The organism is Pseudoalteromonas issachenkonii, from assembly GCF_002310795.1.
In the GTDB taxonomy this organism is placed as follows: Bacteria; Pseudomonadota; Gammaproteobacteria; order Enterobacterales; family Alteromonadaceae; genus Pseudoalteromonas; species Pseudoalteromonas tetraodonis.
The window spans coordinates 1,227,808-1,252,549 of record NZ_CP011030.1 but is presented as its reverse complement, the minus strand read 5'-3'; the positions used below and the strand labels follow the sequence as shown (position 1 = coordinate 1,252,549).

Genomic DNA, 24,742 nt, shown 5'->3' with positions numbered 1-24,742 from the left:
ATGTTAACTTTAATTCAAGGTGCAACCGTTTATGCACCTACCTTCCTAGGCACACAAGATGTTTTAATTGGCGGTGGTAAAATCATTGCTATTGACGAAAATATAACCCTCGACAGCAGTGTACTCGTCAAACGGATTGCCGGTAAAAATAAGCTGGTTGCGCCGGGGTTTGTTGATTCTTTAGTGCATATTACCGGTGGCGGTGGCGAGGCTGGATTTGCCAGCCGCACCCCTGAAATGAACCTAACCGATGCAACCTTATCGGGCACCACCACGGTGGTGGCCGCACTGGGTACCGATTCAAGCTCACGTACACTGACCAACTTGGTTGCCAAAGCAAAAGGCCTAAAAGAGCAAGGGCTGAATGTATTTTGCCATACCGGTTCGTATCATTTACCCGCGAAAACACTCACCCACTCAATTATTGACGACATCATGTATATAGAGGAGTTTATAGGTGTTGGCGAAGTGGCGATTTCTGATCATCGTAGTAGCCAACCTACGGTACAGCAATTAGCAGAATTGGCAGCAGAGGCCAAAGTAGCCGGTATGCTCAGTGGTAAAAAAGGCACTGTGAGTATTCATGTTGGCCCTGTTGATAGCCATTTAACTATTTTACATCAGGTGGCTGAGCAAAGTGATATTAAGCTTAAACAGTTTTATCCTACGCATATGAACCGCAATAAAGCACTTCTTGATGCCGGTATTCACTTTTGTGATCAGGGCGGTACTATCGACTTTACCACCAGCACAACCGACTATGATTTAGCCCATGGTGAATATGCAGCAGCCCATGCCCTTGCCTACTGCTTAGAACAAGGCGTAGCACCAAATCAACTCACTATGAGCTCAGATGGCCATGCCAGTTTACCTATTTTTGATAAAGACTTTAATTTATTAGGGCTTGAGGTGGGCAAAGAGGCATCTTTATTAACCTCGTTTCAGCAAGCAGTCAAAGAATATAACGTCCCTATTGAGCACGCTTTAATGAGCATAACCAGTAATCCTGCCGATATTTTAGGAGTTGATAAAGGCCGTCTTAAAGCAGCGAGCGACGCGGATGTTGTCCTTCTCGATAAAGAGACCCTAACCCCTGAGTATGTATGGGCTAACGGCACATTAATGGTGCAAAACACCCATGCAGTTATAAAAGGAGTGTTTGAATAAGCTAGTACAGCTAAAATGCTGCTGAGATATTTCAGCAGCATTTAACACCAAAGAGTTTTTTACCCTAGTTTAAACAAATATCAATCCAACAAGGTCACTAGAACCTAGTTGTTAAATTCAGCTACTTTTCGCCGTAGCTAAGTTTTTTGTCGTAAAAAGCAGACCATTTTGATTTATATATTCAGCATAAACCTGAGCACTCATAGGTTTAGAAAAGTAATAGCCTTGAAACTCTTTACATCCCATTTCGGACATTATTAGGACCTGTTCTTCGGTTTCTACTCCCTCGGCTACACACTTAATATTAAGTTCATCACACATCACATGCACGGCTTTAACTAAGCTTTTTTGGCGTGTAGAGCTTGTAACCTTACTTATTAAAGAGCGATCCAATTTAAGTTTATCAATGGGATAATCAGCAAGTCGTGCAATATTCGAGTATCCAACACCAAAATCATCCACTGTAATAGTGAACCCCCAATCTTGCAGAGTTTGCATAAGTTTTAGAGAGTGAACTTGGTTAGCCTCAAGTGACGTTTCAGTAAGCTCTAATTCTATTTGATTCGGTTTTACATTAAAATCCGCCAAATATTTTACCAACTTTGACATAAAATCAGCTTGGCTAAAATCGAGTAAAGATATGTTTATTGCTACGGGTAAAAGTGGCAAACCAACTTTACTCCATTGGGCAATTTGAGCGCAGACTTTTTGAATAATTAAGTCCGTTAATCGGCTAATCATTCTATACTCTTCTGCAATAGGAATAAATACAGCGGGCGATACACTGCCAAGTACAGAGCTATGCCAACGAGCTAATGCTTCAAGCCCTATACATTCACCTTTTGCATTCACTTTAGGTTGATAATGTACTGACAGATCATTTTGTTGCAAAGCTTCATCAAGTAACATGGAAATTTCATACTTTTCCATAAAGGCCTGTGATTGTTTTTGATTGTAACCATTAAATGGCGAGTTATAGTCTGCGAGTTTGAGCGCCTCACACGCATTACTAAGAACAATCGCACTATTTTCACCATGCTCAGGACACTTAGCAAAACCAAATAAAAATGATTGTTGGTAATTAGTACCAAACACATCATAAGCTTGATCTAAGGTGCTTTTAATTTGTATTAATAACTTGTTTTGCTGTTCACTTGAGCTTGAACCAATAATAAAGCCAAGTTTGCCACCTTCTATAGACGCACAAAGCAAAGGCCCCTCTGACATTGCTTTTAAGCGCTTATAAGCAGTAATTAGCAATGATTGCGAGTCAGCTTTGTTAAGTTTTAAATTTAAATATTCACTATTTGCGCTTTGTGTAACGACAATATAAAACCCTTTTTGGTATTTAGACGTTAACCTATCGCATTGCATTTCAAACCACTCTCGATTAGGCAATTTCGTTTGCGAGTCTCTAAACCTTAGACGTTTGTTCTCTTGCTCCATCATAGACAAGTTTTGTTTAATTAACTGCTCTTGCGTGCAATCATAAAAGTCATACACTCGATAATTTGTACTCATTGCTATTTGCTGATAATTACTCTTATAGTAGCGACTCTTATATTCTATGATTTGATTTTTTATATTTAACTCTTTGCTATTAAGTGCAGGGAATAACCCATCAATTCTGACAGCCTTTTCTTTCAAGCTGTTTTTTAATCCAAACATTTCAATAGCATGTTGATTTAAATCTGTAATTACTAAATTTTCGTCGACAATAATTTTAGCTTTATTAGATTCAGTAAATAAGGTGCGATAAAGCTCGTTTTTATCTTTAAGGAAGCTATTGGCATTTAACATGGTTTTGTTTAAACGTTTGGCAGCAACAATTGTTCGCGCAGTGGCAAGTGGGATACAAATATTAAAAAATAAAAATATTAGGCCTGTAATATATAAGTCAGCTTCTGGTAATTGGCTTGCTATTCCTGAATAGCCGGATAAATCAACATTATTAATAATCATGTAAAAAGGTATGATGTTTAAAATACCGTAGGCCAAAGCCGTTCTGTAACCGAGTAGCATAAGAGCAATGATGGGACATGAATACATAAACATAGAACCCACCTTGGCAAGCTCTAAGTCAGTTAAAAATAAATTCATTGATAAACTACCGGCAACGATAGTTAATAGGAGTGCATTTGCACTAAATGTGTAAAATCGCTTACTTGCTAATAAAAGACTAAAAGCAATAGTGAAAAAACTAATAGTAATAACTGCAATATAAATTAGGTTAAATTCAATTGCGCGGGTGTATGTATAACAAACGACCAAAAAACAGAGCAAAGTAACGAGCGTTAAAATTATCCGTAGTGCACTCACCCGCCAGTGTGCGACTTCATCATGGGCAGTATGATGATCGTTAAGTAAGAAGTACTTATTGAGAAAGTGCATAATAAAAATCAGTTAAGACATATCGCCTCATTAAACATTGATAAGTTGTTAAGATCAATTAAATAAGCTCAAATATCAATCCAATTGAAGTAGCTTATAAAATAAACCTAATACAAAAAGCTAAACAATATGCCCGCTTTCAACTATAGGCGTAACCCAATATTTTAACGGCGTGTACTTACAAACAGGGCTTAACGCCGTTTTTACTATGGCAAGTTCAGGTAATAATATATGCACCTCAAACTGATAAAAGCTGCGATGCCCTTCTACTTGCTCGGCAATGTCAAATTCACTGTGCTCTTTACTGTAGCCTTCAATGTTTTTTAAGTTAAAGCCGGTAATGCAGTCTATGCCAATTAATATATCAACCACGTCATCTTTTATGTTTGTGGGTACATTTAGGGTAAAAAGTAACTGTTCAGCCATGTTTTTTCTCCAACCAACCATAAAAGATAGGTAATAAATAAAGTGTTGTAATTGTTGAGGTAATTAACCCGCCAATAACCACAATCGCCAATGGCTTTTGAATCTCAGCGCCGGGGCCGGTGGCAAATACCAGTGGCAGTAAACCAAACATGGCGGTTGTGGCTGTCATTAACACTGGGCGAAGGCGTCTGCTTGCGCCATCTAAAATGCGCTGCGTTACATTGGCAGAAAACATTTTTATTTGCTCAAAGTAGCTGATCATCACAATACCATTGAGTACCGCTACGCCAAGTAAAGCAACAAAACCAACCGATGCAGGCACCGAGAGGTATTCATTACTAATAAATAGGGCAATCACTCCCCCCATTAATGCAAACGGAATATTAGCAATTATCAGCGTTGATTTAGATAAGGATTTAAACGTGGTAAATAAAATAATGAAAATCAGTATTAATGCCACAGGAATAAGCACCAGCAAGTTTTGTGTTGCACGTTGCTGGCTTTCAAATTCGCCACCAAACGACAAGGTAAAACCACTGGGTAACTTTATGCTGCTATTAATTTTAGCTTCCAGTTCATTTACATAACTAACCACATCGCGGTTATCCACATTAACGCTTACAGAAGCAAAGCGCTTTGCTTTTTCTCGCTCTATTAACAATGGCCCCGTTTTAAAGCTAATATTAGCCACCTCTTCAAGTGGTAGTAGGCTGTTGTCGGGCATTAAAATTAACTTTTGTTTTAATGCGCTCATTGACGATAACTCAAAGTGTGCTGCGCTTTCGCCTTTTTGTGCATTAAACACAATAGGGATCACCCGGTTTCCTTCTTGCAGTGCCGATACCTGTAGGCCTTCTAATTGCGACTTTAAATAATCGCTTAATCCTTCGGTGGTTAAACCAAACTGACTGGCAATCTCAGGAATAAGTTTAATATTTACGTATTTACCCCCTTCGATAAGCGCCATTTGCACATCACTTGCACCGTCAATATTAGTGGCAAGTGCCGTGATTTTTTCAGCTAATGAGGCAAGTGTCGCAATGTTATTACCGAATACTTTAATCGAAATATCACCGGTGCCACCGGTGAGCATTTCTGATACCCGCATTTGTATTGGCTGAGTAAAGCCAATATTTACCCCTGGAAATTGCGTAAGTGTTTGTCGAATATCCTCGATTAGCAGCGCTTTGGAGTCAAAACGCCACGTATCTTTTGGCGCTAATTCCATAAACACATCGGTTTCGTTTAAACCCATAGGATCAAGCCCGAGTTCATCGGATCCGGTACGGGCAACAATTTGTACGATTTCTGGGGTGTTTTTTAACAGTGTGGCTTCAATTTGTTTATCGATATCCAGCGAGGCTTGCAAGGAAATACTCGGCGATTTTTCCAGTTGCACAATAATGTCGCCTTCATCTAAAACGGGCATAAAGCTTTTACCAAGTCCCTGAAATAACACCCCACTGAGCACTAAAACAGCTACCGATATAACACTAATAGCCACCGGCTTTTTAATTGCTTGGGCAAGTGTTTTAGTATAAAAACCTTGTAATAGCGTGACCATTTTAGGCTGGGTTACGGGTTCATTTTTTAATAACAATGAGGCTAAAATTGGAATAACCGTTAACGACAACAACAGCGCACTTAGCATGGCAAAAACGATAGTGAGCGCCACTGGGGTAAATAACTTGCCCTCTAACCCTGTTAACATTAATAGCGGTGAAAACACGATAATAATAATAATTGTGCCTGAGAACACTGGCGCCGCGACTTCTTTACAGGCGCGATAAATAACATGCAGCCGAGGGAGGTGCTGATTGTTAGCCAACCGATTCACTATATTTTCAACAATAACTACCGATGAGTCCACCAGCATACCAATGGCAATCACTAAGCCGCCTAAACTCATTAAATTAGCCGATAAATCAAACTGCTTCATCATTATAAATGTCAGCAATGCCGACATAGGTAAAGACAAAGACACCACCAATGAAGAGCGAATATCACCTAAAAACAAGGCAAGTAGCACTATCACTAAAATAATCGCTTGGCCTAATGCGCTGGTAATGGTGCTAATTGCGGTATTTATTAAGTTAGAACGGTCGTAAAACACATTAATTTTTGTGCCTTGCGGTAATGACGCTTCAATAGTGCGAAGTTTATCTTTTACATCTGCAACAACTTGCGCTGTATTACTATTTTTAAGCGCAATTATAAGCCCTTGTACCGCCTCTTCACTGTTTTTAGTGACTGCGCCATAACGGGTTAAACTGCCAACATGTACCGTGGCAATATCACTTAACCGAATAACCTTATTTTGAGTGGACTTAATCACGGTATTTTCAATGGCGGTTATATCGGTGTATTTGCCCTCAGTGCGCAGAATTAAGGTGTCGTTGCCTTTTTCTAAGCGCCCTATGCCACCGTTTTGATTCGTTTGCGTGATTGCCAACTTCATTTCATCAAAGCTGACTTGATGCTGTTGCATCAATAAAGTATTGGGAAGTATTTCATAGGTTTTTGAAAAGCCGCCAAGGCTATTTACATCAGCAACGCCGGTTACAGTGCGCAGTAATGGACGAATTTGCCAATCTAAAAGCTCTCTTTTTTCAATCAGCGATAAGTGAGTACTTTCTATAGTAAACATGAACACCTCGCTCAAAGGCGTGCTCATTGGCGCCATGCCGCCACTAATATTACTGGGCAAGGTGGGCAAAATATTTAATAAACGCTCATTAACTTGCTGACGGGCCCAATAAATGTCGGTGCCCTCTTCAAAGTCAATGGTAATATCGGTAATAGAATACTTAGTGGTAGAGCGCAGCATTTGCTGTGACGGAATACCCAGTAATTCGGTTTCAATCACCCGTGTTACTTGCGATTCTATTTCAAGGGCGTTCATGCCGGGTAATTTGTAAACTATTTTAACTTGGGTGGGCGATATTTCTGGAAAAGCATCCACCGGAATACTTAACCAAGATTTAGCACCAATGGCCATAGCAACAATAACAAAAATACTAACAAACAAACGCTGAGTAAGTGAAAACTTAATAAGCTGGTTTAACATTTACTCTCTCCCTAAGTGAAGCAACATACCCTGTAGCGCACTTACCGAGCTTATTAGTACCTGCTGATCATCTAGGTTTTTGTTAGCAGTAAATACATAGTCTTTGCCTTGTGTACCCTTGAGCTCAATCGGCAGTAACTCAAGCTTATCGCCAGACTTTAAAGCAATGTAATTAACATCTTCAAATTCAAACACCGCTGACTTTGCTATTTTAAAGCCCGTTAATTTATTTACCGGTGTGACTTTGATAGTTTGCCCCAGTCTAAGCTGGCACTCATTTGAGCTTGGCGACGCCCACACTATTTGATGGTATTTATCTGCAATACTGTCATAGCTCTCAATATTTAAGCTGCAACTTTGTGACAGCTTGAAATGCGCTAACGTGTTGGAAAAACTAAGAGGGACTTTAATCTTAACGCGAATACTACTTGCATCGATAATATCAAACGCGGTGTCACCCATCACACGGTTTCCCGACTCATTAGTGAGTTTTAAAATGCCCGTTTTTGGACTCACTAAGGTCACGTTTTCATTATCATCAATGTTTAAAAATGCCATTTGATGTTGCATATGTTCAAAATTTAGCTTGGCTTCAAAATAGCTTTTTGTGATTTCAACCCATTCAGAACTTCTTATTATTTTGTTTTTTAAGTGTTGTTGGTTTATGTCGTAATGGCTTTTAGCAATAGCGAGCATGTCTTTTGCTGATTGATAGGCATCTAAAAAATGGTGTACATCACTGCCCTCAACGCTTGCAATAGTGGCGCCCTTTTCAACCATGCTGCCGTTAGGGTATAAGTAACGAACCTGCTGTACATCAAACGCAAACAGCACCGTATAATTGACCCCAGGTTTGAAATTGACTTCACCAATTAAACTTTGCCCGTTAATAAACTCTGTTTTTTGAATCGGCGCAAATTCAACATCAAAACCACTGAGTGACGAAAGCCTTACAGGTGCTAAATTTTGCGAAGCAAACACAGGATTAAATGTTAATAAAGTCACCGTAAAGAAGAAAAATAACGTATATTGAATACGCAAAAAATGACGCATTTTTTTTGTAAAATTTAACAGCATTTCGTTTGTTCACATTTGATTAATTTTATAGAATCAACCATGACTTTTTTAGACGGTTAAATCATCAGGCAAACGCCTTAACGTACCCAAAAATAGCGAAAATTACGCTATGGTACATTTGTCCATTGTATTTATAAGGCATTGATAATAGAGGTTTTAATGAGAGACAAGTTAATAGCAGCCACCTTGTTAATAATAATGGTGCTAAACTTTTTTGATGTACTAACGGATATACATTTAGGCGTGCCGCAGTGGCATATTTTTTCTGAGGGCTTAATCGTTGTCATTTCTGCAGCCTGTGCTATTTACTTAATTAGCGATATTCGTGCGCGTACTGCCAATATTAATGCGCTGAAACAAGAATTAGTGCATTCAAAAAAAGAACTTAAAAACATATCACAGGCAATGATGGATGCGCGTCATGAATACAGTGGTGTTATTCAAACCCAATTTTCACAATGGACATTGACTCGCAGTGAGCAAGAAGTCGCGATGTTATTACTTAAAGGCTTAAGCTTTAAAGAAATAAGCGCACTAAGAAACACAAAAGAAAAAACCGTACGCCAACAAGCGTCCGATATTTACAGCAAAGCCGATGTAGAAGGCCGACATGAATTTGCTGCATGGTTTTTAGAAGACTTTATGCAACAAAGGCACTATCCGCATTCAAGCTCAGCCATTAACTAATGCAGTGACTATCGCATATACTTGCGCGCTATTTTAGTCAGCGTTAAGCTAACGCTTTATTTTCGTCATTATGGTCTATGTGCTCTATAGCCCGCAGAGATAATTCAACGTAAAGGTTTAATATGAATAACAGTACCTACCCTATTGGCAACCCTGGTGAAAAGTGGAATAACAATCATAAACTCCAATGGCTTGAAGCCCAGAAAATTAAACGTAGTTATAACGATGAAGTATTAACGCTAATTAATGAGCTAAAAGATACGCTTGTTGTAGATCAATATGGTGAACTTAATTATGCTCAAAACAGTTACCCTTTGTTTGCATTAAAAACCCAACACTTTGATAAAAATAAACACACAGTGCTAATCACTGGCGGCGTACATGGCTACGAAACCAGCGGAGTACACGGTGCGTTAAGGTTTGCAAAAACATTGGCAACTCAATACGCAGAGAAATTTAATCTAGTGATTACTCCCTGCATTAGCCCATGGGGTTATGAAACAATAAACCGCTGGAACCCAGAGGCAATTGATCCAAACCGTTCTTTTTATGAAGGCAGCCCAGCGCAAGAATCTGCATTGGTAATGAATTATGTGCAATCTTTAAATACTGATTTAATCGCGCATATCGATTTGCATGAAACCACTGATTCAGATAACAGTGAATTTCGCCCTGCACTTGCAGCGCGCGAAGGTAAAATAAATACTAATTGGAATATACCAGACGGTTTTTATTTAGTCGCTGACAGCAACAAACCAGAGCCTGCTTTTCAAAAAGCTATTATTGAATGTGTTGAAAAGGTCACACACATCGCTCCAAGCGATGAAAATAAACAATTAATTGGTGTACCTCAAGAACAATTTGGGGTAATAAACTATGCAGCAAAAGAGTTAGGTTTATGCATGGGGTTATCTGATGCAACCTACGTTACAACCACTGAAGTTTACCCAGATAGTGCAACGGCCAACCCTGAAGAGTGCATATTAGCGCAAGTTGCGGCAATTTCGGGTGCGTTGGACTACATTATTAATAAGTAATAGTTATGGTATTCATCAGCACATAGTAAGGTGCAGACAAAGGAGCGGTTATTGGAATTTAAAAATAATTACGGCAGTTACAGTTTTTATGTTGAGGGTAATATTGTTATTGCGCAATTTAAAGGCAACTTAAACCCTGAGTTATTAAATCACTTTAAAGCCGCTCTGTTAGACACCATTGCAACGTTTAAACATCAACCTTGGGGCTATATTAGCCACTCGCCCGACGTTGTGGCCGCCACCCCTGACGCTGAAAAAAATATGATCGATGTTAGCCAAACAATGGGGATAAATAATTGCATAATGAGTGCCTTTATACTCACCTCTCCCATAGCCATAAGGCAACTACAACGTATTATGCACAGCTCAGGACGTGACGCTCATTTACAAGATTGCTTATTTGATGACTTGCCAAGCGCTAAGGCATTTATAAAAAGTCAGCTTACCTCAGCCGAGTAAATTAATTACACGACCGAGGTATAGTCAACGAAAAACCGAATGGGCTAGTTTTTATAAAACTGACTCTCTTTAGTAATTGAAATGCTATTGTCCTCTTGTGCGGTAATTTTAAACTGCAGCTTACTCACCTTCGTGGGTATATCATATCCATCGGCAGTAACCGTTACAGGAACACTTTTCATCAACCCTGGCTCTACCAACACAGCGTTAGGACTTTGCAAGCTCGCACCTTCTAACCCACTAATTGAAATAGAATAATGCAGAGGTTGCTGCGTTTTGTTAATGATGGTGAGTGTATAAGGGTTTTCTACTAACCCTTCATAATTTACCCGATACAGTGCATTTCTGTCTCTAAGCACAGAGGCTTCGATAGGCGTACGTTGTAGCATCCAAGCAAACATAGAAATAATTAACAGCGCAGTTAAAGCGCCATAGCCCACTAACTTGAGCCTAAATGGATTAGTTTTTTGCCCCGCCATTTGCTTTTCACTGGCGTATTTAATTAAGCCTTTTCCGTAGCCAAACTTATCCATGGTATCGTCACAGGCATCAATACATAAGCCACAGTTAATACATTCATATTGCAGTCCATTGCGAATATCAATCCCAGCAGGACATACTTCAACACATAAGTTACAGTCTACACAGTCACCTAAATTAAGCGCTTTAGGATCGGCTTTGCGTTTACGTGGGCCGCGGTTTTCACCTCGTTCGCTATCGTAGGTTACCACCAGCGTGTCTTTATCAAACATTACCGATTGAAAGCGCGAATACGGACACGCCACTGTGCACATTTTTTCTCGTAAGAAACCTGCGTTGCCATAGGTACAAAACGCAAATAAAAACACCCAAAAACTGGTAATTCCAGACCATTCAAAATTAACCATTTCTAAGTATAAGGTTTTAGCTGGAATAAAATACGCTAAAAAAGAAGTGGCAGTTAAGAGTGAAATAACCAGCCATGCACTGTGCTTAGTGATTTTTTTACGCCACTTGGTAATATCCCATGGGCTTTTATCAAGCTTAATACGCTGGTTACGCGTCCCCTCAATACGTTGTTCCACCCAAGAGAACATCAACATCCAAATTGTTTGCGGGCAAGTATAGCCGCACCACACACGGCCAAGCCAATTGGTCACAAAAAATAAGGCAAACGCCCCCACCATAAATAACATGGCGAGAATCATAAAGTCTTGAGGTAATAAGGTTAGGCCAAAAATAGTAAACTTTTGGGTGGCCACATCCAATAAAACCGCTTGCTGACCGTTATATTGAATCCAAGGAATGGCGATAAAGCTGAGCATTAGCAGCCAACCTAAATTACGGCGTATACGCTGAAAAAACCCTTTTTGCTCGCGTATATAAATCGGCCCTTCTTCTTTGTAGGGCTTAATGATCATGTCTTCTTCTTTAATATCAAACTTCATGTTACTTACTTAATAGTGACGGGTATTAAGTACGATTTTGCAACTTTCAGACCACAGTGAAAGTTAATTTAACTTATTGATATTAATTGATTTTACATATACTAACCAAGCGAAAATTCGCGACATTTAACGACATGCACGATATATCGCGAGTTAACGAGTACGATGCACTGCTAATTTTCGCATTTTTGAGCGAAGCGTACTCTCTGGTAAGCCCAACTTATTTGCCGCGCCTTGTTCGCCTGCAATTTTCCAGTTACATAACATCAGTACGGAGATAATATGCTGTCTTTGCGCCTCATCCAGTGTAAGCGTTGGGTTAACAGCATTCGCATCACCAGCTTTTAGCGGCTGACTTAACTGCAGTGTGGGCTGTGTAGATAAAATAGCTTCTCTCTCTAACACGTTTTGCAGCTCTCTGATATTGCCTGGCCAGTCATAGGCCTGTAGTTGCCTGATAGCTTTGTTACTTAACCCCTGTAATTGCTTACCTAGCCGCTTGTTTATTTGAGCAATTAAGTTTTGACATAAAAAAGGTATATCTTCTTTTCGCTCTTTTAGTGCTGGCACTTTGATAGGAAACACGTTCAAACGGTAATATAAGTCCATTCTAAACAGCCCTGCTTGTACCATTTCCCACAAGTTACGATTGGTTGCAGCAATGATACGAATATCGACTTTTAGGGTTTGGCTGCCCCCTACTCGCTCAAATTCGCGCTCTTGTAATACTCGTAATAATTTACTTTGTGACTCTAACGGCAGCTCTGCCACTTCATCTAAAAATAGAGTGCCCTTATCAGCAAGTTCAAAACGCCCTTTACGTCGCTCATTTGCGCCGGTAAACGAGCCTCGTTCGTGTCCAAACAACTCTGATTCTAATAAGCTAGGGGTAAACGCCGCACAATTAACTTTTATAAACGCCTGCTCATTGCGCTTGCTTAATCTATGTAAGTTACGCGCCACCAGCTCTTTGCCAGTACCGTTTTCGCCAAGTATCAACACCGTACTGTCGGTTTCGCTCACTAACTGTATTTGCTGCAACATACGTTGAAATACATCACTGCGCCCTACTAGCCCTGAGTCTTGCCAATCTTGATTTAGCTCGGCAGTAAGGTAGTCGTTTTCATCTTTGAGCTGCTCGCTTAAATGCTTTACTTGCGCTAAAGCATCTTGGAGCGCGGTTTGGGTTCGCTGCTGCGCTGATATATCGCGAAAAACGGCCACGGCACCAATAAGCTGGCTATTTTTATAAACAGGCGTGGAGGTATATTCAACAGCAAAGGCGCTGCCATCTTTACGCCAAAATACTTCGTTTTTAACCTCGCGGCGTTTACCATCAAACATGGTGCAGTAAATTTGGCATTCATCGGCAGGGTAAGGCGTGCCATCTGCATGACTGTGATGATGATATTGATGTATTTTTTTACCCAGCAATTCATCGGCTGTCCAACCCGTCATTCGCTCTGCGGCTGGGTTTACAAATACCGCATTACCAGATAAATCAAATCCATATATGCCCTCACCTACCGCATTAAGTAATAAAGTAGGATCGTTTAAAAAGTTTTTTATCATTGCAGACCTCGCGAAATATCGCGAGTATTATGCCAGTTCTCTCTTGCTTTAGCACCTAGTAATGGCTAAATAATGCCTTAATATCTATTTTTGCTTCTAGCCGTGCTGCGATTAAATACAAGCCCGCTAGCTTACGGTGAATAAACAACGCATCAACAGGAGGCGTATGCCATTGCTGCGACTGTGCGCTTAACTGCAAGCCTGCATCTTTAATATTGCTAGCAAGCGCGCTATTTTTAAAATCAAACTCGCCGTTATAGCGCAGTGGCTCGCAGGCCATTAAAAATAAATCAATCACTTTTTCTTTGTAATTGTCTTTGAGGGAATCTTTAAAATAGCCAATATCGGTGGCGGCATTGAGCACCCCTTCACGATCGTTATTACTACCAGCTTTAAATAAAGCTAGATAGGCATTACTTAGTGCTGGGGTAATTTCTCGTGTGGCACCAAAGTCAAATAATACTATTTTTTGTGATTCAGGTTGGTAATGAAAATTTGCAAAGTTAGGGTCGGTTTGGATTAAATTAAAGACAAACATTTCTTTAAAAAATAAATCAATCAGTTGCTCAGCAACCCGACTTCGCTCTGATTGTGGTAAATATGTAATGCCCTCTATCGGCTTGGCATCTACATACTCCATGGTTAGCACTTGCGCAGTACTGTGCTGAGGATACACGCTAGGGACTTTGAAATGCGCGTTATCTGCTAACAGATTTTTGTAACGTGCTAAATACTCAGCTTCTCGAGTGTAGTCGGCCTCTGCTAATAGCTGTGCCTTGGCTTCTGCCACTAAGGGTTTAATATCCAGCTCTTTAGGTAATAACCGCGATAGGGTAAGTAAAGTGATCACGTTATCTACGTCACTCACCACACTTTTTGCAATTCCAGGATATTGAATTTTAACTGCCAGCTGCGCGCCATTTTCTTTATAAGCTAAATGAACCTGGCCAATGGACGCCGCCGCAAACGGCCTAAGCTCAATATGAGAAAAACGCGATAACCAATCCTCTCCCCACTGCTCTTTTAAAACACTAACCAGTTGCTTATGTGGCATCGGGTTGGCATCTGAGCGCAGTAAAGACAGCAATTGAGCAAGTTCGGGGGTTAGTAAGTCGCCAGCATCCATTGAAAGCAGCTGCCCAAGCTTCATTGCCGCACCGCGCAGGTGTGAGAGTTGAGTGGCTAGGTTTTCAATATTTTTAGGCTGAAGCAATAAGCTTTTATTATCCCAGCCTTTACCAGAAAGCGCACTTTTAGCCCCGCCCACTAACATATTCGTGGCGACGCCAGTGGCTAATGAGCCTAACTTTGCAAAACGTGAAAGTCGAGATGTGGGAACGGATCGCTCATTAGCCATAATTAACCTAATCTATTAATAATAAGGTCAACTAATACGTTTTATTACGCCTATTGGATCTAAATTATAACCGAGGGACTAGCTTAATAGCGCCTTCTACTACTTTTAAATCTAAAGGTAAATTACTTAATAATGCCATTTTAGGATCGTTCATATTTAACTTATAAACGGGGTTAACGGCTAAAAAAGCATTCATTACATCCATGGCCTCGTTATCCAGCACTTCTAAATTACCTTTAAAGCCACCGGCATCGATGCTTGAGTCGAGTAACTTAACATTACGTAAAAATACCGCTTTTTTCTCGCTGTCATAAAAAGGGGTGCCCTGTATTTGCAGCTTTAAGCGCACTGGGTACTTTAATGCAAAAGCATTAATCTCGGCGCTAGAATCTGCACCTAATAAAACATAATCACTATTATCTGGGCCAATATTAACGCTTAAATCATTCACATCAAACTGCACAGGTAAGCCCATCAGGCTAACTTTTTCACTTAATTTAGGTAACTCTTTATTTAGTAACGACTCAACCTCTGAATTTGTAAATGAATAAACCGAAATACCTTGCGTACTGTTACAGGCAGTTAAAAATAGTAGTGAAATAAAAACAAAAATTTTCATGCAAAACCCTATTGGTTAATCGTATAGGCAGTAAGTAACCATAATAAAAAGCCGCTTTAATAGCGGCTTTTTCATTTTAGTTGATAAAAGTGATTGCGCTTAATTTACAGCAAAAATAACTTTTAACCTTTCTAGTGTGTCAGCTGTGACTGAACCCTCGCTGAGTGCTAATAACTGCTTTAAATAATAATTTAAATCAGCGTGTTCGCCACGGTGCTTATCATCAAGCATGGCTACTTGCTCTACCATTCTTTGCGCTGAGTTTTGCGAACTTACGCTCGCAAGTATTTCCATACGCGTTAACAGCTGCTCACAGCTCAATGCTGTTTTAACTGCACCATTAAATTGACTCGGGACTGGCTCGTTGTTTTCAAGTGCAACAAATAAAGCATCTAAATTAGCTTGCTCATTTTTAGCCGCTAAGCCTGTCAGTTTTTCATCTATGGCTGATAACAAAGCAGACACTTTAGGGGTTAACGATTTAAACTGTGTATACCCTTTAACTTTGGTTTGTAAATCAAGTAATTGGGCTTTACCTTCTACACTATTTAATGCTGCTTCAAGCTCATTCAGTTCAGTTGTTGCCAGCTTATCTGACTCACTTTGTTCGCGTTTTTGCTGTTCAAATTCTTCGCTTCGTTTAGTGAAAGTTGCATCATTAAACTGACGGAATTTTTGCCACAATGCGTTTTCAGCTTTTAAGCCTGCAAACCCTATAGTTTGCCACTGTTGCTGTAACTGTTTTAGCTGTTGACAAGCGTCTGCTAAATTATCGCTTTGTGATAATTGCTGTGCTTGTTCAACGAGCTCATTTTTAAGTGCGGCATTGCCTTTATGAAACGCGTTAAGTGACGCTACAACCTGTTGCTGCTCTGCCTTATAACGCTCGTTTAATACGCGGTATGTTTTCGGGTCAACTTTACCCACACTTCGCCATGCTTTTTGCAAACGGTTATAGTTGCTTTCTAGTTGTTTCCAATCTAAATCAGCCGTATCAGTTGCTTGTAAATGCAGTGCATGCATATCAGCAATCAATTGCTCGCGCTCTGCTTTTGCTGCCTCACGTTGCACTTCTTGCTCCGCGAAGTAGCTGCGACAAGGAGCAAATAAAAGCTCAATTTTTTCATCAAACTCGTTGCCCTGTTGTTTCTCTTGCTCTGTATCAAGGCGTCCTAGCTCGTTCCAACGCTTGCGAAGTACTTTAACTTGATCAGCGCGCTGTTGTGGATCGTTACACGGCTCATCAACTAACGCTGTTACTTCTTCTAAAAGTGCTGCACGTTTTGGTGCGGCCGCATATTTTTGCCAATCTTTAGCATCGGCTAATTGCGCTTCTAGGTCTGCTTTTAAGTTAACCAGCGGCTGTTGGTATTTCTCAGTTAGGGCATTAAATAACTCTTCGAAGCCTTTAAATACACCAAATGCAACGTTAAAGCGCCCTCCTTCAATTAAACGTTTTACATCACGTGCCTTGCGTTTAGCTTGGCTTTGCGTTTTTTCAAGCGGCTTAGTGAGTTCGCTCATTGCAGCTAAAAATTGCTTTTTATGCGCATTAAGTTGGGTTTTAAATGACGCTTGTAAATCAGTGCTAAGTACATCTAAATGGCTGCGTGCCTCTTTATATGTGTGATTAAAGGCACTTAGTTGTTGATCGTAATCACTGAGCTGCTCGGCGGGTTTTATTTCGCACAGCGCACTATAAGCAATTTTATATTCTTTAATCGCCGTAGTTAGCTCAGGTAACTTGGCTACTTGTAAAAATAGTTGCTCAAGCTTATTAATCACTTGTTTTGATTGCTGATCAGCCATCAATTGCGTTTTATCTAGTGTGTCTTTTGCTTGTGCTACTTTTGCATTAAGCCAATCTTGCTGAATTTGCTCTGGGGTTTCTAATCCAAGTTGCAATGCATTTTCAATTTCTTCACTTAATGCTTCTAACGTAGCTAACGCTAACACTTGGCGCTGTTGCTGCGCTAAACGTTGCTGCTCTATTTCATGTTGCGCTTTTAATGTTGCAATGTGAGCATCAAGCTTATCAGTAATTGATATATATTTAGCATCAAGGGTTTTTACATGTTCTTCACTTAGCCATTTTAATTCAAGAGCTTGCCACTGCGCCATGAGTTCTGCAGCTTGTGGGTCAACAATAGCGTAGTCATTTTTATCACGAAGTGCATTAAGCTTGGCTAAAATAACACGGGTTGCGTTTTCAACTTGCGATGGCATTTCAAGCGCTAAACGCTCGTTTTCAAGATGACTTTCTAGCGCAACTTTGGCTTCACCTTGAGCATGCTTTAACAGTGCTTTAGTTAACTGCTGAGTAATGACTAAATCAACTAACTGTTTTTGCAGCTCTTCATTTGCTTCTTTAAAGGCTTTTTCAATCAGTTTAGGGTTAGCTAGGCGTTTTAATAGCTTAACTCTCACTTGCAGTTCTTTTTCAGCAAATGCTAGTTTTTCAAGGGTTTTAACCGGTGCAAAGCGTTCAATGTACTCATTTTTAATCTGCGCCGACAAGCTACTTTCACTGTTTAATACAGCCGATGAGATTTGTTGTTCAGCAACATCTTTCAATGCCTGATCTTGTTTGTAAGCTTTCCACCACAGTGGTAAGTCGTTTACTTTTTGCAGTGCTTTACGACGAATTTCAGCCGATGAGTCTTCAAGGGCTAAGGTGCTTAAAATTGTTACGTCACGTGCCACATCAAGTTTTTCAATCGCATCTAAACGAACTTGTTGCTTTGGGTGTTTCCATTTTGGTGTAAAAAGGTGTTTAAAGATCATTTTCACTGAACCTAGCTATTTCGTTATCTGATTTGAATTCTTTTTGTAGTTGCGCTTTGGTTTTTTGGATCATTTCTCCATTTGCACCAATGGTAAACTGCTCGTTTGATTGTGCTACTTTTGCTTGGTACAACATCACTAGTTGCACTGTTTGTTGCTTTTGCTCATCTGATAAAGGCGTGCCATCTGGCCACTTTCCCGTTGCCGCGCCATACTGTAAGCGCTCAAATAATTCTGGAGTAATATTCTGTACTAGGTTGTCAATATTCATGTCATTTTTTCTTTTTCAGAGTCACTAAAATAATACGGTTAATAAGGTACCAAATACAGCCAATGCCAATGGCCGAGGTATACGCATACCACTGAAGTGTTTTTTCTTGAGGTTGTAGGAAGTACAAACAAAAGAAGCCACCTAAAAATAAGATCAGCGCTAAAAAGGAGTGGTTCATAAACATTTGCTGCTTTTTAATTCGCTGCTCACGTTGAAGTTGTTGAACTTGCTCGGCATTTAATTCAGCAACGTTACTTTGGCAATGTGGACACTGCGAATGTTTATCTGAAATTGATTTTGCACATTTGGGGCAACGAATAATCGCCATACATCTCTCTCCATACTACGCATAAAAAAAGCGCCTTTCGGCGCTTTTCATTGTACTTGTTTTATTGCTCTTTGTCTTTTTTGAATTTAACCCAATAGATGATATTAGGTTATTGGGATCTGTTTATTCAGCGTCTTTAGATTGCTTTTCAAGACGTTTTTCCCAGAAGGTGGCGTTTTTAATCCCTAACTTAACGGGATCAAATGTGATTTGGCCACCTTTTTTCTTCTGGTCTTCATAATCACTCAAACATGTTAAGGCCGGTTTAGCGACAAAGAAAATGGCTAATATACCCAATATGTTGATCCACGCCATTAAGCCAACGCCTATGTCGCCAATAGTCCAAATATAACCGGAACTGTTAACCATGCCGTAGGCTACCATAAACATAATCATAAGTTTTACCACTACAAGCGGAATACTTCCTTTAAAGTAGCGATTTAAGTACGCGATATTTGTCTCAGCAATGAAGTAATAAGCCAGTATGGTGGTAAAAGCAAAGAAGAATAAAGCGATACCTACAAACGCTTCTCCAAAGCTACCAAATACACTAAACAACGCCATTTGGGTGAATGCTGCTGATCCCACTTCAGTTGCCGCATCCACATTTTGTATAATGAATTGCCCTTCTGGCAAAGTACCGACTACATTGTATTGCTGCGTCATTAAAATCATTAATGCCGTTGCTGTACATACAAAAAGTGTATCAACATAAACAGAAAAAGCTTGCACTAAACCTTGCTGTGCAGGGTGATCAACTTCTGCCGCAGCAGCAGCATGAGGACCTGTACCTTGGCCGGCTTCATTAGAGTATATTCCACGCTTAACACCCCAGCCAATTGCAGCACCAAAACCTGCTTGGGCTGTAAATGCATCACCAATAATGAGCGAGAAAATACCCGGGACTTTGTCTATATTTAAAAATACGATAATTAAGGCCAATACGATGTAACCAAGCGCCATAAATGGCACTACAATTTGCGTAAAATTAGCAATGCGCTTTATACCACCAAAGATAATAAACGCTAAAACGATTAGAATAATGGCCAACGCAACCAGTTTAAAACTACCTACGTCACCAAAACTTGTAGACACCATAGTGCCATTGCCAAATACTTGAGTGAATGCGTTGCCCACAGCATTTGCTTGCACGCCCGGCAGGAAAACCCCACATGCTATAATTGCCGACACAGCAAATAATACAGCCAGCCACTTTTGCCCTAAACAACGATCAAAATAATACGCTGGACCACCGCGGTATTGGCCGTCTTCTTCTAACTTATAAATTTGACCTAATGTTGACTCCGCGTATGCAGTACTTGCACCTAAAAAAGCAACAACCCACATCCAGAAAATAGCGCCAGGGCCTCCAAAACCAATTGCGGCTGCCACACCGGCAATATTACCAACCCCTACTCGGCCAGATAATGAAACAGCAAGAGCTTGAAAAGATGAAATTCCTTTTTCTGAGGTGTTAGGGCTAAATAATAGCTTACACATTTCTTTAAAATGTCTAACTTGAGCAAATCGAGTTAGTACGGAGTAAAATAAACCTGCGCCTAGGCATAAATAGATGAGTGCATCACTCCAAACAACATCATTAACGGCGCTTACAAAAGCTTCCATGAACATCCTCACAGTTATATTTATTATTATTAATTACCATACTCTGCTACTCAGAATACCTGTCATAAGCTTTACGAAATAAGGGGTTAATCTTTTCCGTTTTTCTTATTGTTCAATCGATATTAACTTAAGTGACCAACCTTGTTAACAGTTAATTTTCAAAACAACTTATTGTTTATTTATATTGAGCCTTCCAGATCAACGTTTAACTAAGTGCAAATTGATTTAGACTATATGGTATTAAATCTGTCGAGAAGGTGTATTGAAACGTTTTAGTGCTGTGGTGGGTAAATGATTCTTATTTTTTGGTACGGTTGGTTTAGCTAAAAGTAAAAAGGGTATCAATATTTATTGATACCCTTTGAAACAAACGTTTTATCTTAAGTTGTCTACAACATTAACAATGGCTGCTAAAGTATCTTGACCAAATTGATATGAACGACGATCTGACCAACCATAATCTGGATCGGGTAAGTCATTATTATCTTTAAATGGCATTTCAACTGTGTAAGTTAGTGCTTTAAATTCTTCTGCTGTCGCTGATGAACCTACTGTTAGGTTAGCTTGACCTGGTTCGTCTTTATCGTAGCCATGCGTATCTTGAAACTCTGGAGTAATAGTTAAAAGCGCGGCCTTAAAGCTATCCTCTAAGCCTTTTAGGCGTGCATCATAGCTTGGTATGCCTTCGCTACCGGCAACAAAATTATATGGAATGGCTTCATCACCATGAATGTCTAGGTGCATGTCTAAGCCGGCTTCGCGCATTTTATTAAGCACTAAGTAAACTTCTGGGCTGTTTTCCATGCTGGGTGTTTGCCATTCACGGTTTAAGTTAACCCCTTTAGCGTTAGTGCGTAGGTGACCGCGTGCACTGCCATCTGGATTCATGTTTGGCACGATATAAAATACCGCTTTTGATAGTAACGCTGCTGCATGAGGGTCTTCATCATCAAGTAGCTTGTGTACTAAGCCTTCTACAAACCACTCTGCCATTGTTTCACCTGGGTGTTGACGAGCAGTGATCCAAATTACTTTTTTATCGGCGCTTGGCTGACCAATTTTAAGCACGCTCATGTCACGCCCATCAAGTGTTTGGCCTAGTGTTTCTAGTTGGCAAATTTCTTGGCTTTGTGCCCATGCTAATAAGTCTAAATGACGATCGTAGCTGTAAGGAGCAAAGTAGGCGAAGTAAACGCTGCTGCACTCAGGCTCAAGCTCAAATGTTAATGTGCCATTTTCATACGAAGACGGTACACGGAACCATGTTTGACGGTCGTATGAAGCGACAGCTTGGTAGTCTACCCAACCATCAGGGTATGCAGACTTATCAAGATTATTAATATTTAACTGATGAAGTTGATAAGGCGTTGTTTCAAGGCGAAAGTGAAACCACTGATAAAACTCAGACTGGTGATCTTTATTAATTTCTAGCTGAATATTTAACGGATCGGTGGCTTCAATAACTTTAATATTACCACTGTCGAAATTGCTACTGATTTTCATTACAACAAACCTATTAGTTAACTGTGTGTCTTTGACTAAGGCATTTAGCCAAGAGGTAAATACGTGTCACTGCACTTTAAAAGTGTATAAACGCGTACCCAATTTAATAAAGCGTACCATAACCGCTTCACTTTAAAAATCTTCAGGCCTAAAAAAGCCAGCAAGTGCTGGCTTTTCTTAATTGCTCATATGTTTATCGAGGTAAACTTGGGAATGAGACTTCTGCCATGTCGCGCATACAGCGAACTACCTGACAGCTATAACCAAACTCATTGTCGTACCATACGTAAAGTACTACGCGGTTATCATCAACAATCGTTGCTTGAGAATCAACAACACCTGCGTAACGGCTACCCACTAAATCGGTAGAGACGATTTCAGTTGATGCTGTGTAATCAATTTGATCACGTAGGTCTGAGTGAAGTGCTGTTTCACGTAAAAACGCATTAAGCTCTTCAACCGTTGTACTCTTTTCAAGGTTCAAGTTTAAGATAGCTAACGATACGTTTGGTGTGGGTACACGGATTGCGTTACCTGTTAGTTTACCTTCAAGCTCTGGTAATGCTTTAGAAACCGCTTTCGCAGCACCTGTTTCAGTGATAACCATGTTTAGCGCCGCAGCACGACCACGACGTTCCGCTTTGTGGTAGTTATCAATTAAGTTTTGGTCATTAGTGTACGAGTGAACCGTTTCAACGTGACCATTCTTAATACCAAACTGATCGTTTAATGCTTTAAGTGTTGGCGTAATCGCATTGGTTGTACAGCTTGCTGCACAGACAATTTTGTCTTCCGGTAAAATATCTTGGTTGTTTACACCGTAAACGATATTTTTAATATTACCTTTAGCAGGCGCTGTTAATAATACTTTTGCAGCCCCTTTAGATTCTAAATGCTGACCAAGGCCGGCTTCATCTTTCCAGATACCTGTGTTATCAACGACTAATGCGTTTTCGATGCCGTAGGCGCTGTAATCAACTTCACTTGGCGAGTTAGCGTAGATAACTTGAATGTAGCTACCGTTCGCTTTAATTGCATTACGCTCTTTATCGATAGTGATAGAACCATTAAATGGACCATGGATAGAGTCACGACGTAATAAGCTTGCACGTTTCTCTAAATCGCCATCTTTACCGCCACGCACAACAATAGCGCGAAGGTTTAAATCGGCATACGGGCCTGATTTTTCAATTAATAAACGCGCTAATAAGCGACCGATACGACCAAAACCATAAAGTACAACGTCACGTGGTGCTTTTGGTTTAGAGTTAACAATTTCAGCAAGTTCATCTTTAACAAACTCTTCTACTGAACGACCATTCGCTGCATCTGTGTATAAATAGCTGTATGCTAATTTACCAATATCGATACGGGCAGAATTTAATTCCATTTTGCTGATAGCTTCTAAGAATGGGAAGCTTTCACGTAGGCGCAGTTTAGTCCCTTCAAATTGAGCTACTGATTTGTGAGACTTGATAATATCAATAGTGCTTGAATTTACTAATGGACGGCCGTAAACAGCGATTTCGATACCACGATTACGGTACAATTTACCAATAATAGGCTGCATGCTTTCTGCGTAATCTTGACGTTCTTGCCAGCTACTTGTGTATTCTAACTCGTGAGATGAGGTCATTTTTTTTACCTAATTAAACAATTTTGAACGGATAGCCTAAGAATGCATCGAATTTTGAGAGCAACGCATTCCTTCGGGCAGGCCTATTCTAATTTAATCTCATTTTATTCTCTACTGTTAGAGACTAAAGTTTAGGCTAGAATAATACTTTATTGATAATTGAGAGACTCGGATGGCTTTTAAGCGCATAATCCTCGCCTTTGCAATGTTGCTTACAGGCTGTGAAGAATCTTTAACCGTTGAAGATATTTGCGTTCAATCGCCGGCCATGTGTAATGATCTTAACCAAGATAGTCACTGTAAAGCGCAGCGAGAACGTACTATTGTTTCTCGTCACCTTGAATCTTTACAACCAACCGATGAACGCAAATATCAATTACTTAAAGCGTTTGAGCATTACAATCAATGTATTGCTTTGGCAGCCAACATTCAGCACATAAAACTAAAAAGCAAAACCACGGCTCGCCGACGTGCCCACTTAACGAGCATGAGGGAAATAGCGCGGATTTATCAACAGACAAAACACACCAGCCACCCGGGCTTGCTTTATTATCATTGGTCAAGAAACAATGACGAAAGTGCATTAACACGTTTGCTCGCTTTAGAACATACTGCAGAAGTTGAACAAAGTGCTGAGATGCAATTTTACTTGGCGTCTTATTACATTAAAGTTGATGAAGAAAAAGCGATTAATTTTTTATACAACACGCTAGCACTGAATAAAGCCAAGCATGAACCGAACCCTGAAATATATATGTCTTTGATCAGCCTGTTTTATAAACATCAACAATATAAACATGCTTATATTTTTGCCAAAATAGCTCAGCTTTCTGGTATTGAACATATTGATATACTGTTAATTGAGCAGCAGTTAATAGCACAAGGAAAGAATTTAGAGAGTTTAGATAGGTTAGCCGAGCAGACTTTGCAGCAAATAGATCAAGGAACGTTTATTTCCCCCCGGAAATAATAAAACAGATACAAAAAAGGCAGCTTACGCTGCCTTTTTGTTTATTTTTTGCTAGTGCCTACTTCGACACGGGTTTTTAACTTTTGCCCCGGTCTAAAGGTAACTACGCGACGTGCTGAAATTGGGATATCTTCTCCCGTTTTCGGATTACGTCCCGGCCTTTCTTTCTTATCTCGAAGATCAAAGTTACCAAATCCAGAGAGCTTAATCTGCTCGCCTTTTTCAAGCGCTGAGCGGATTTCTTCAAAAAACGCTTCAACTAAATCTTTGGCATCTTTTTTATTGATCCCGAGCTTTTCAAATAGGTGTTCAGCTATGTCGGCTTTAGTAAGCGCCAT

The 24,742-nt window shown here is 40.0% G+C and carries 20 protein-coding genes; 5 read left to right on the top strand and 15 right to left on the bottom strand.

Features of this window, described 5'->3' with window-relative positions:
• Positions 1 to 1,167, top strand: a complete 1,167-nt coding sequence (gene iadA / locus PISS_RS05825; protein WP_058154416.1) for a beta-aspartyl-peptidase — start codon at positions 1 to 3, stop codon at positions 1,165 to 1,167.
• Between the two features lie 117 nt (positions 1,168 to 1,284).
• Here the strand turns inward: iadA and PISS_RS18955 are convergent, their stop codons facing one another.
• The 4 genes from PISS_RS18955 to PISS_RS05805 form a co-directional block, all read right to left on the bottom strand.
• Positions 1,285 to 3,558 carry an EAL domain-containing protein gene (locus tag PISS_RS18955; RefSeq protein ID WP_016899758.1) on the bottom strand — a complete coding sequence of 758 codons (2,274 nt, stop codon included), beginning with the start codon at positions 3,556 to 3,558 and terminating at the stop codon, positions 1,285 to 1,287.
• 120 nt (positions 3,559 to 3,678) lie between these two features.
• Positions 3,679 to 3,984 carry a DUF3240 family protein gene (locus PISS_RS05815; protein WP_013464618.1) on the bottom strand — a complete coding sequence of 102 codons (306 nt, stop codon included), beginning with the start codon at positions 3,982 to 3,984 and terminating at the stop codon, positions 3,679 to 3,681.
• On the bottom strand, positions 3,977 to 7,051 hold the full coding sequence (locus PISS_RS05810; protein WP_036956145.1) for an efflux RND transporter permease subunit: 3,075 nt from the start codon (positions 7,049 to 7,051) through the stop codon (positions 3,977 to 3,979). The genes PISS_RS05815 and PISS_RS05810 overlap by 8 nt, the downstream gene beginning before the upstream one ends.
• A complete protein-coding gene (locus PISS_RS05805) occupies positions 7,052 to 8,104 on the bottom strand; it encodes an RND family efflux transporter (protein WP_232311340.1) in 1,053 nt (350 codons plus the stop codon). It lies immediately after the preceding gene.
• Positions 8,105 to 8,287: 183 nt separating this feature from the next.
• Between PISS_RS05805 and PISS_RS05800 the strand changes: the two genes are divergently transcribed.
• From PISS_RS05800 to PISS_RS05790, 3 genes are all read left to right on the top strand, one after another.
• Positions 8,288 to 8,815 carry a helix-turn-helix transcriptional regulator gene (locus tag PISS_RS05800; protein ID WP_024601172.1) on the top strand — a complete coding sequence of 176 codons (528 nt, stop codon included), beginning with the start codon at positions 8,288 to 8,290 and terminating at the stop codon, positions 8,813 to 8,815.
• Between the two features lie 122 nt (positions 8,816 to 8,937).
• Complete coding sequence (locus PISS_RS05795; protein ID WP_036956142.1) at positions 8,938 to 9,852, top strand: M14 family metallopeptidase; 915 nt, start codon at positions 8,938 to 8,940, stop codon at positions 9,850 to 9,852.
• Positions 9,853 to 9,903: 51 nt separating this feature from the next.
• A complete protein-coding gene (locus PISS_RS05790; RefSeq protein ID WP_024601174.1) occupies positions 9,904 to 10,311 on the top strand; it encodes a hypothetical protein in 408 nt (135 codons plus the stop codon).
• A gap of 44 nt (positions 10,312 to 10,355) precedes the next feature.
• Here PISS_RS05790 and ccoG read toward each other — a convergent pair whose 3' ends face one another.
• From ccoG to PISS_RS05740, 10 genes are all read right to left on the bottom strand, one after another.
• Positions 10,356 to 11,738, bottom strand: coding sequence for a cytochrome c oxidase accessory protein CcoG (ccoG, locus tag PISS_RS05785; protein WP_024601175.1), 1,383 nt, complete (start codon positions 11,736 to 11,738; stop codon positions 10,356 to 10,358).
• 153 nt (positions 11,739 to 11,891) lie between these two features.
• On the bottom strand, positions 11,892 to 13,310 hold the full coding sequence (locus tag PISS_RS05780; RefSeq protein WP_058154415.1) for a sigma-54 interaction domain-containing protein: 1,419 nt from the start codon (positions 13,308 to 13,310) through the stop codon (positions 11,892 to 11,894).
• A gap of 55 nt (positions 13,311 to 13,365) precedes the next feature.
• A complete protein-coding gene (locus PISS_RS05775; RefSeq protein ID WP_024601177.1) occupies positions 13,366 to 14,667 on the bottom strand; it encodes an ABC1 kinase family protein in 1,302 nt (433 codons plus the stop codon).
• A 64-nt stretch (positions 14,668 to 14,731) separates the two neighbouring features.
• Positions 14,732 to 15,286: a YceB family lipoprotein gene (locus PISS_RS05770; protein ID WP_024601178.1), complete on the bottom strand. Its 555-nt coding sequence runs from the start codon at positions 15,284 to 15,286 to the stop codon at positions 14,732 to 14,734.
• A 99-nt stretch (positions 15,287 to 15,385) separates the two neighbouring features.
• On the bottom strand, positions 15,386 to 18,070 hold the full coding sequence (locus PISS_RS05765) for a DUF349 domain-containing protein (RefSeq protein ID WP_058154414.1): 2,685 nt from the start codon (positions 18,068 to 18,070) through the stop codon (positions 15,386 to 15,388).
• Positions 18,060 to 18,341 carry a YeaC family protein gene (locus PISS_RS05760; RefSeq protein WP_013464607.1) on the bottom strand — a complete coding sequence of 94 codons (282 nt, stop codon included), beginning with the start codon at positions 18,339 to 18,341 and terminating at the stop codon, positions 18,060 to 18,062. Before PISS_RS05760 ends, PISS_RS05765 begins: the two co-directional genes overlap by 11 nt.
• Before the next feature lies 1 nt (position 18,342).
• Positions 18,343 to 18,669, bottom strand: a complete 327-nt coding sequence (locus tag PISS_RS05755) for a hypothetical protein (protein WP_013464606.1) — start codon at positions 18,667 to 18,669, stop codon at positions 18,343 to 18,345.
• 123 nt (positions 18,670 to 18,792) lie between these two features.
• Positions 18,793 to 20,295, bottom strand: a complete 1,503-nt coding sequence (locus tag PISS_RS05750) for an alanine/glycine:cation symporter family protein (RefSeq protein WP_013464605.1) — start codon at positions 20,293 to 20,295, stop codon at positions 18,793 to 18,795.
• Positions 20,296 to 20,670: 375 nt separating this feature from the next.
• Positions 20,671 to 21,798 (bottom strand): M14 family metallopeptidase, encoded by a 1,128-nt coding sequence (locus tag PISS_RS05745; protein ID WP_013464604.1) that lies wholly within the window; start codon positions 21,796 to 21,798, stop codon positions 20,671 to 20,673.
• Positions 21,799 to 21,991: 193 nt separating this feature from the next.
• The gene (locus PISS_RS05740; protein ID WP_058154413.1) at positions 21,992 to 23,434 is read right to left on the bottom strand and encodes a glyceraldehyde-3-phosphate dehydrogenase; all 1,443 of its coding nucleotides are present in this window, start codon (positions 23,432 to 23,434) and stop codon (positions 21,992 to 21,994) included.
• Positions 23,435 to 23,606: 172 nt separating this feature from the next.
• On the opposite strand from PISS_RS05740, the gene PISS_RS05735 reads away from it, so the two are divergent.
• Positions 23,607 to 24,404 (top strand): DUF2989 domain-containing protein, encoded by a 798-nt coding sequence (locus PISS_RS05735; protein ID WP_058154412.1) that lies wholly within the window; start codon positions 23,607 to 23,609, stop codon positions 24,402 to 24,404.
• A gap of 41 nt (positions 24,405 to 24,445) precedes the next feature.
• Here PISS_RS05735 and ihfA read toward each other — a convergent pair whose 3' ends face one another.
• The gene (gene ihfA / locus PISS_RS05730) at positions 24,446 to 24,742 is read right to left on the bottom strand and encodes an integration host factor subunit alpha (protein ID WP_008114070.1); all 297 of its coding nucleotides are present in this window, start codon (positions 24,740 to 24,742) and stop codon (positions 24,446 to 24,448) included.

What these genes read in the sequence shown, in the direction of transcription:
- iadA (WP_058154416.1), top strand. Translation starts at nt 1, where the DNA reads ATGTTAACTTTAATTCAAGGTGCAACCGTTTATGCACCTACCTTCCTA.
- PISS_RS18955 (WP_016899758.1), bottom strand. Translation starts at nt 3,558, where the DNA reads ATGCACTTTCTCAATAAGTACTTCTTACTTAACGATCATCATACTGCC.
- PISS_RS05815 (WP_013464618.1), bottom strand. Translation starts at nt 3,984, where the DNA reads ATGGCTGAACAGTTACTTTTTACCCTAAATGTACCCACAAACATAAAA.
- PISS_RS05810 (WP_036956145.1), bottom strand. Translation starts at nt 7,051, where the DNA reads ATGTTAAACCAGCTTATTAAGTTTTCACTTACTCAGCGTTTGTTTGTT.
- PISS_RS05805 (WP_232311340.1), bottom strand. Translation starts at nt 8,104, where the DNA reads ATGCGTCATTTTTTGCGTATTCAATATACGTTATTTTTCTTCTTTACG.
- PISS_RS05800 (WP_024601172.1), top strand. Translation starts at nt 8,288, where the DNA reads ATGAGAGACAAGTTAATAGCAGCCACCTTGTTAATAATAATGGTGCTA.
- PISS_RS05795 (WP_036956142.1), top strand. Translation starts at nt 8,938, where the DNA reads ATGAATAACAGTACCTACCCTATTGGCAACCCTGGTGAAAAGTGGAAT.
- ccoG (WP_024601175.1), bottom strand. Translation starts at nt 11,738, where the DNA reads ATGAAGTTTGATATTAAAGAAGAAGACATGATCATTAAGCCCTACAAA.
- PISS_RS05780 (WP_058154415.1), bottom strand. Translation starts at nt 13,310, where the DNA reads ATGATAAAAAACTTTTTAAACGATCCTACTTTATTACTTAATGCGGTA.
- PISS_RS05775 (WP_024601177.1), bottom strand. Translation starts at nt 14,667, where the DNA reads ATGGCTAATGAGCGATCCGTTCCCACATCTCGACTTTCACGTTTTGCA.
- PISS_RS05770 (WP_024601178.1), bottom strand. Translation starts at nt 15,286, where the DNA reads ATGAAAATTTTTGTTTTTATTTCACTACTATTTTTAACTGCCTGTAAC.
- PISS_RS05765 (WP_058154414.1), bottom strand. Translation starts at nt 18,070, where the DNA reads ATGATCTTTAAACACCTTTTTACACCAAAATGGAAACACCCAAAGCAA.
- PISS_RS05760 (WP_013464607.1), bottom strand. Translation starts at nt 18,341, where the DNA reads ATGAATATTGACAACCTAGTACAGAATATTACTCCAGAATTATTTGAG.
- PISS_RS05755 (WP_013464606.1), bottom strand. Translation starts at nt 18,669, where the DNA reads ATGGCGATTATTCGTTGCCCCAAATGTGCAAAATCAATTTCAGATAAA.
- PISS_RS05750 (WP_013464605.1), bottom strand. Translation starts at nt 20,295, where the DNA reads ATGGAAGCTTTTGTAAGCGCCGTTAATGATGTTGTTTGGAGTGATGCA.
- PISS_RS05745 (WP_013464604.1), bottom strand. Translation starts at nt 21,798, where the DNA reads ATGAAAATCAGTAGCAATTTCGACAGTGGTAATATTAAAGTTATTGAA.
- PISS_RS05740 (WP_058154413.1), bottom strand. Translation starts at nt 23,434, where the DNA reads ATGACCTCATCTCACGAGTTAGAATACACAAGTAGCTGGCAAGAACGT.
- PISS_RS05735 (WP_058154412.1), top strand. Translation starts at nt 23,607, where the DNA reads ATGGCTTTTAAGCGCATAATCCTCGCCTTTGCAATGTTGCTTACAGGC.
- ihfA (WP_008114070.1), bottom strand. Translation starts at nt 24,742, where the DNA reads ATGGCGCTTACTAAAGCCGACATAGCTGAACACCTATTTGAAAAGCTC.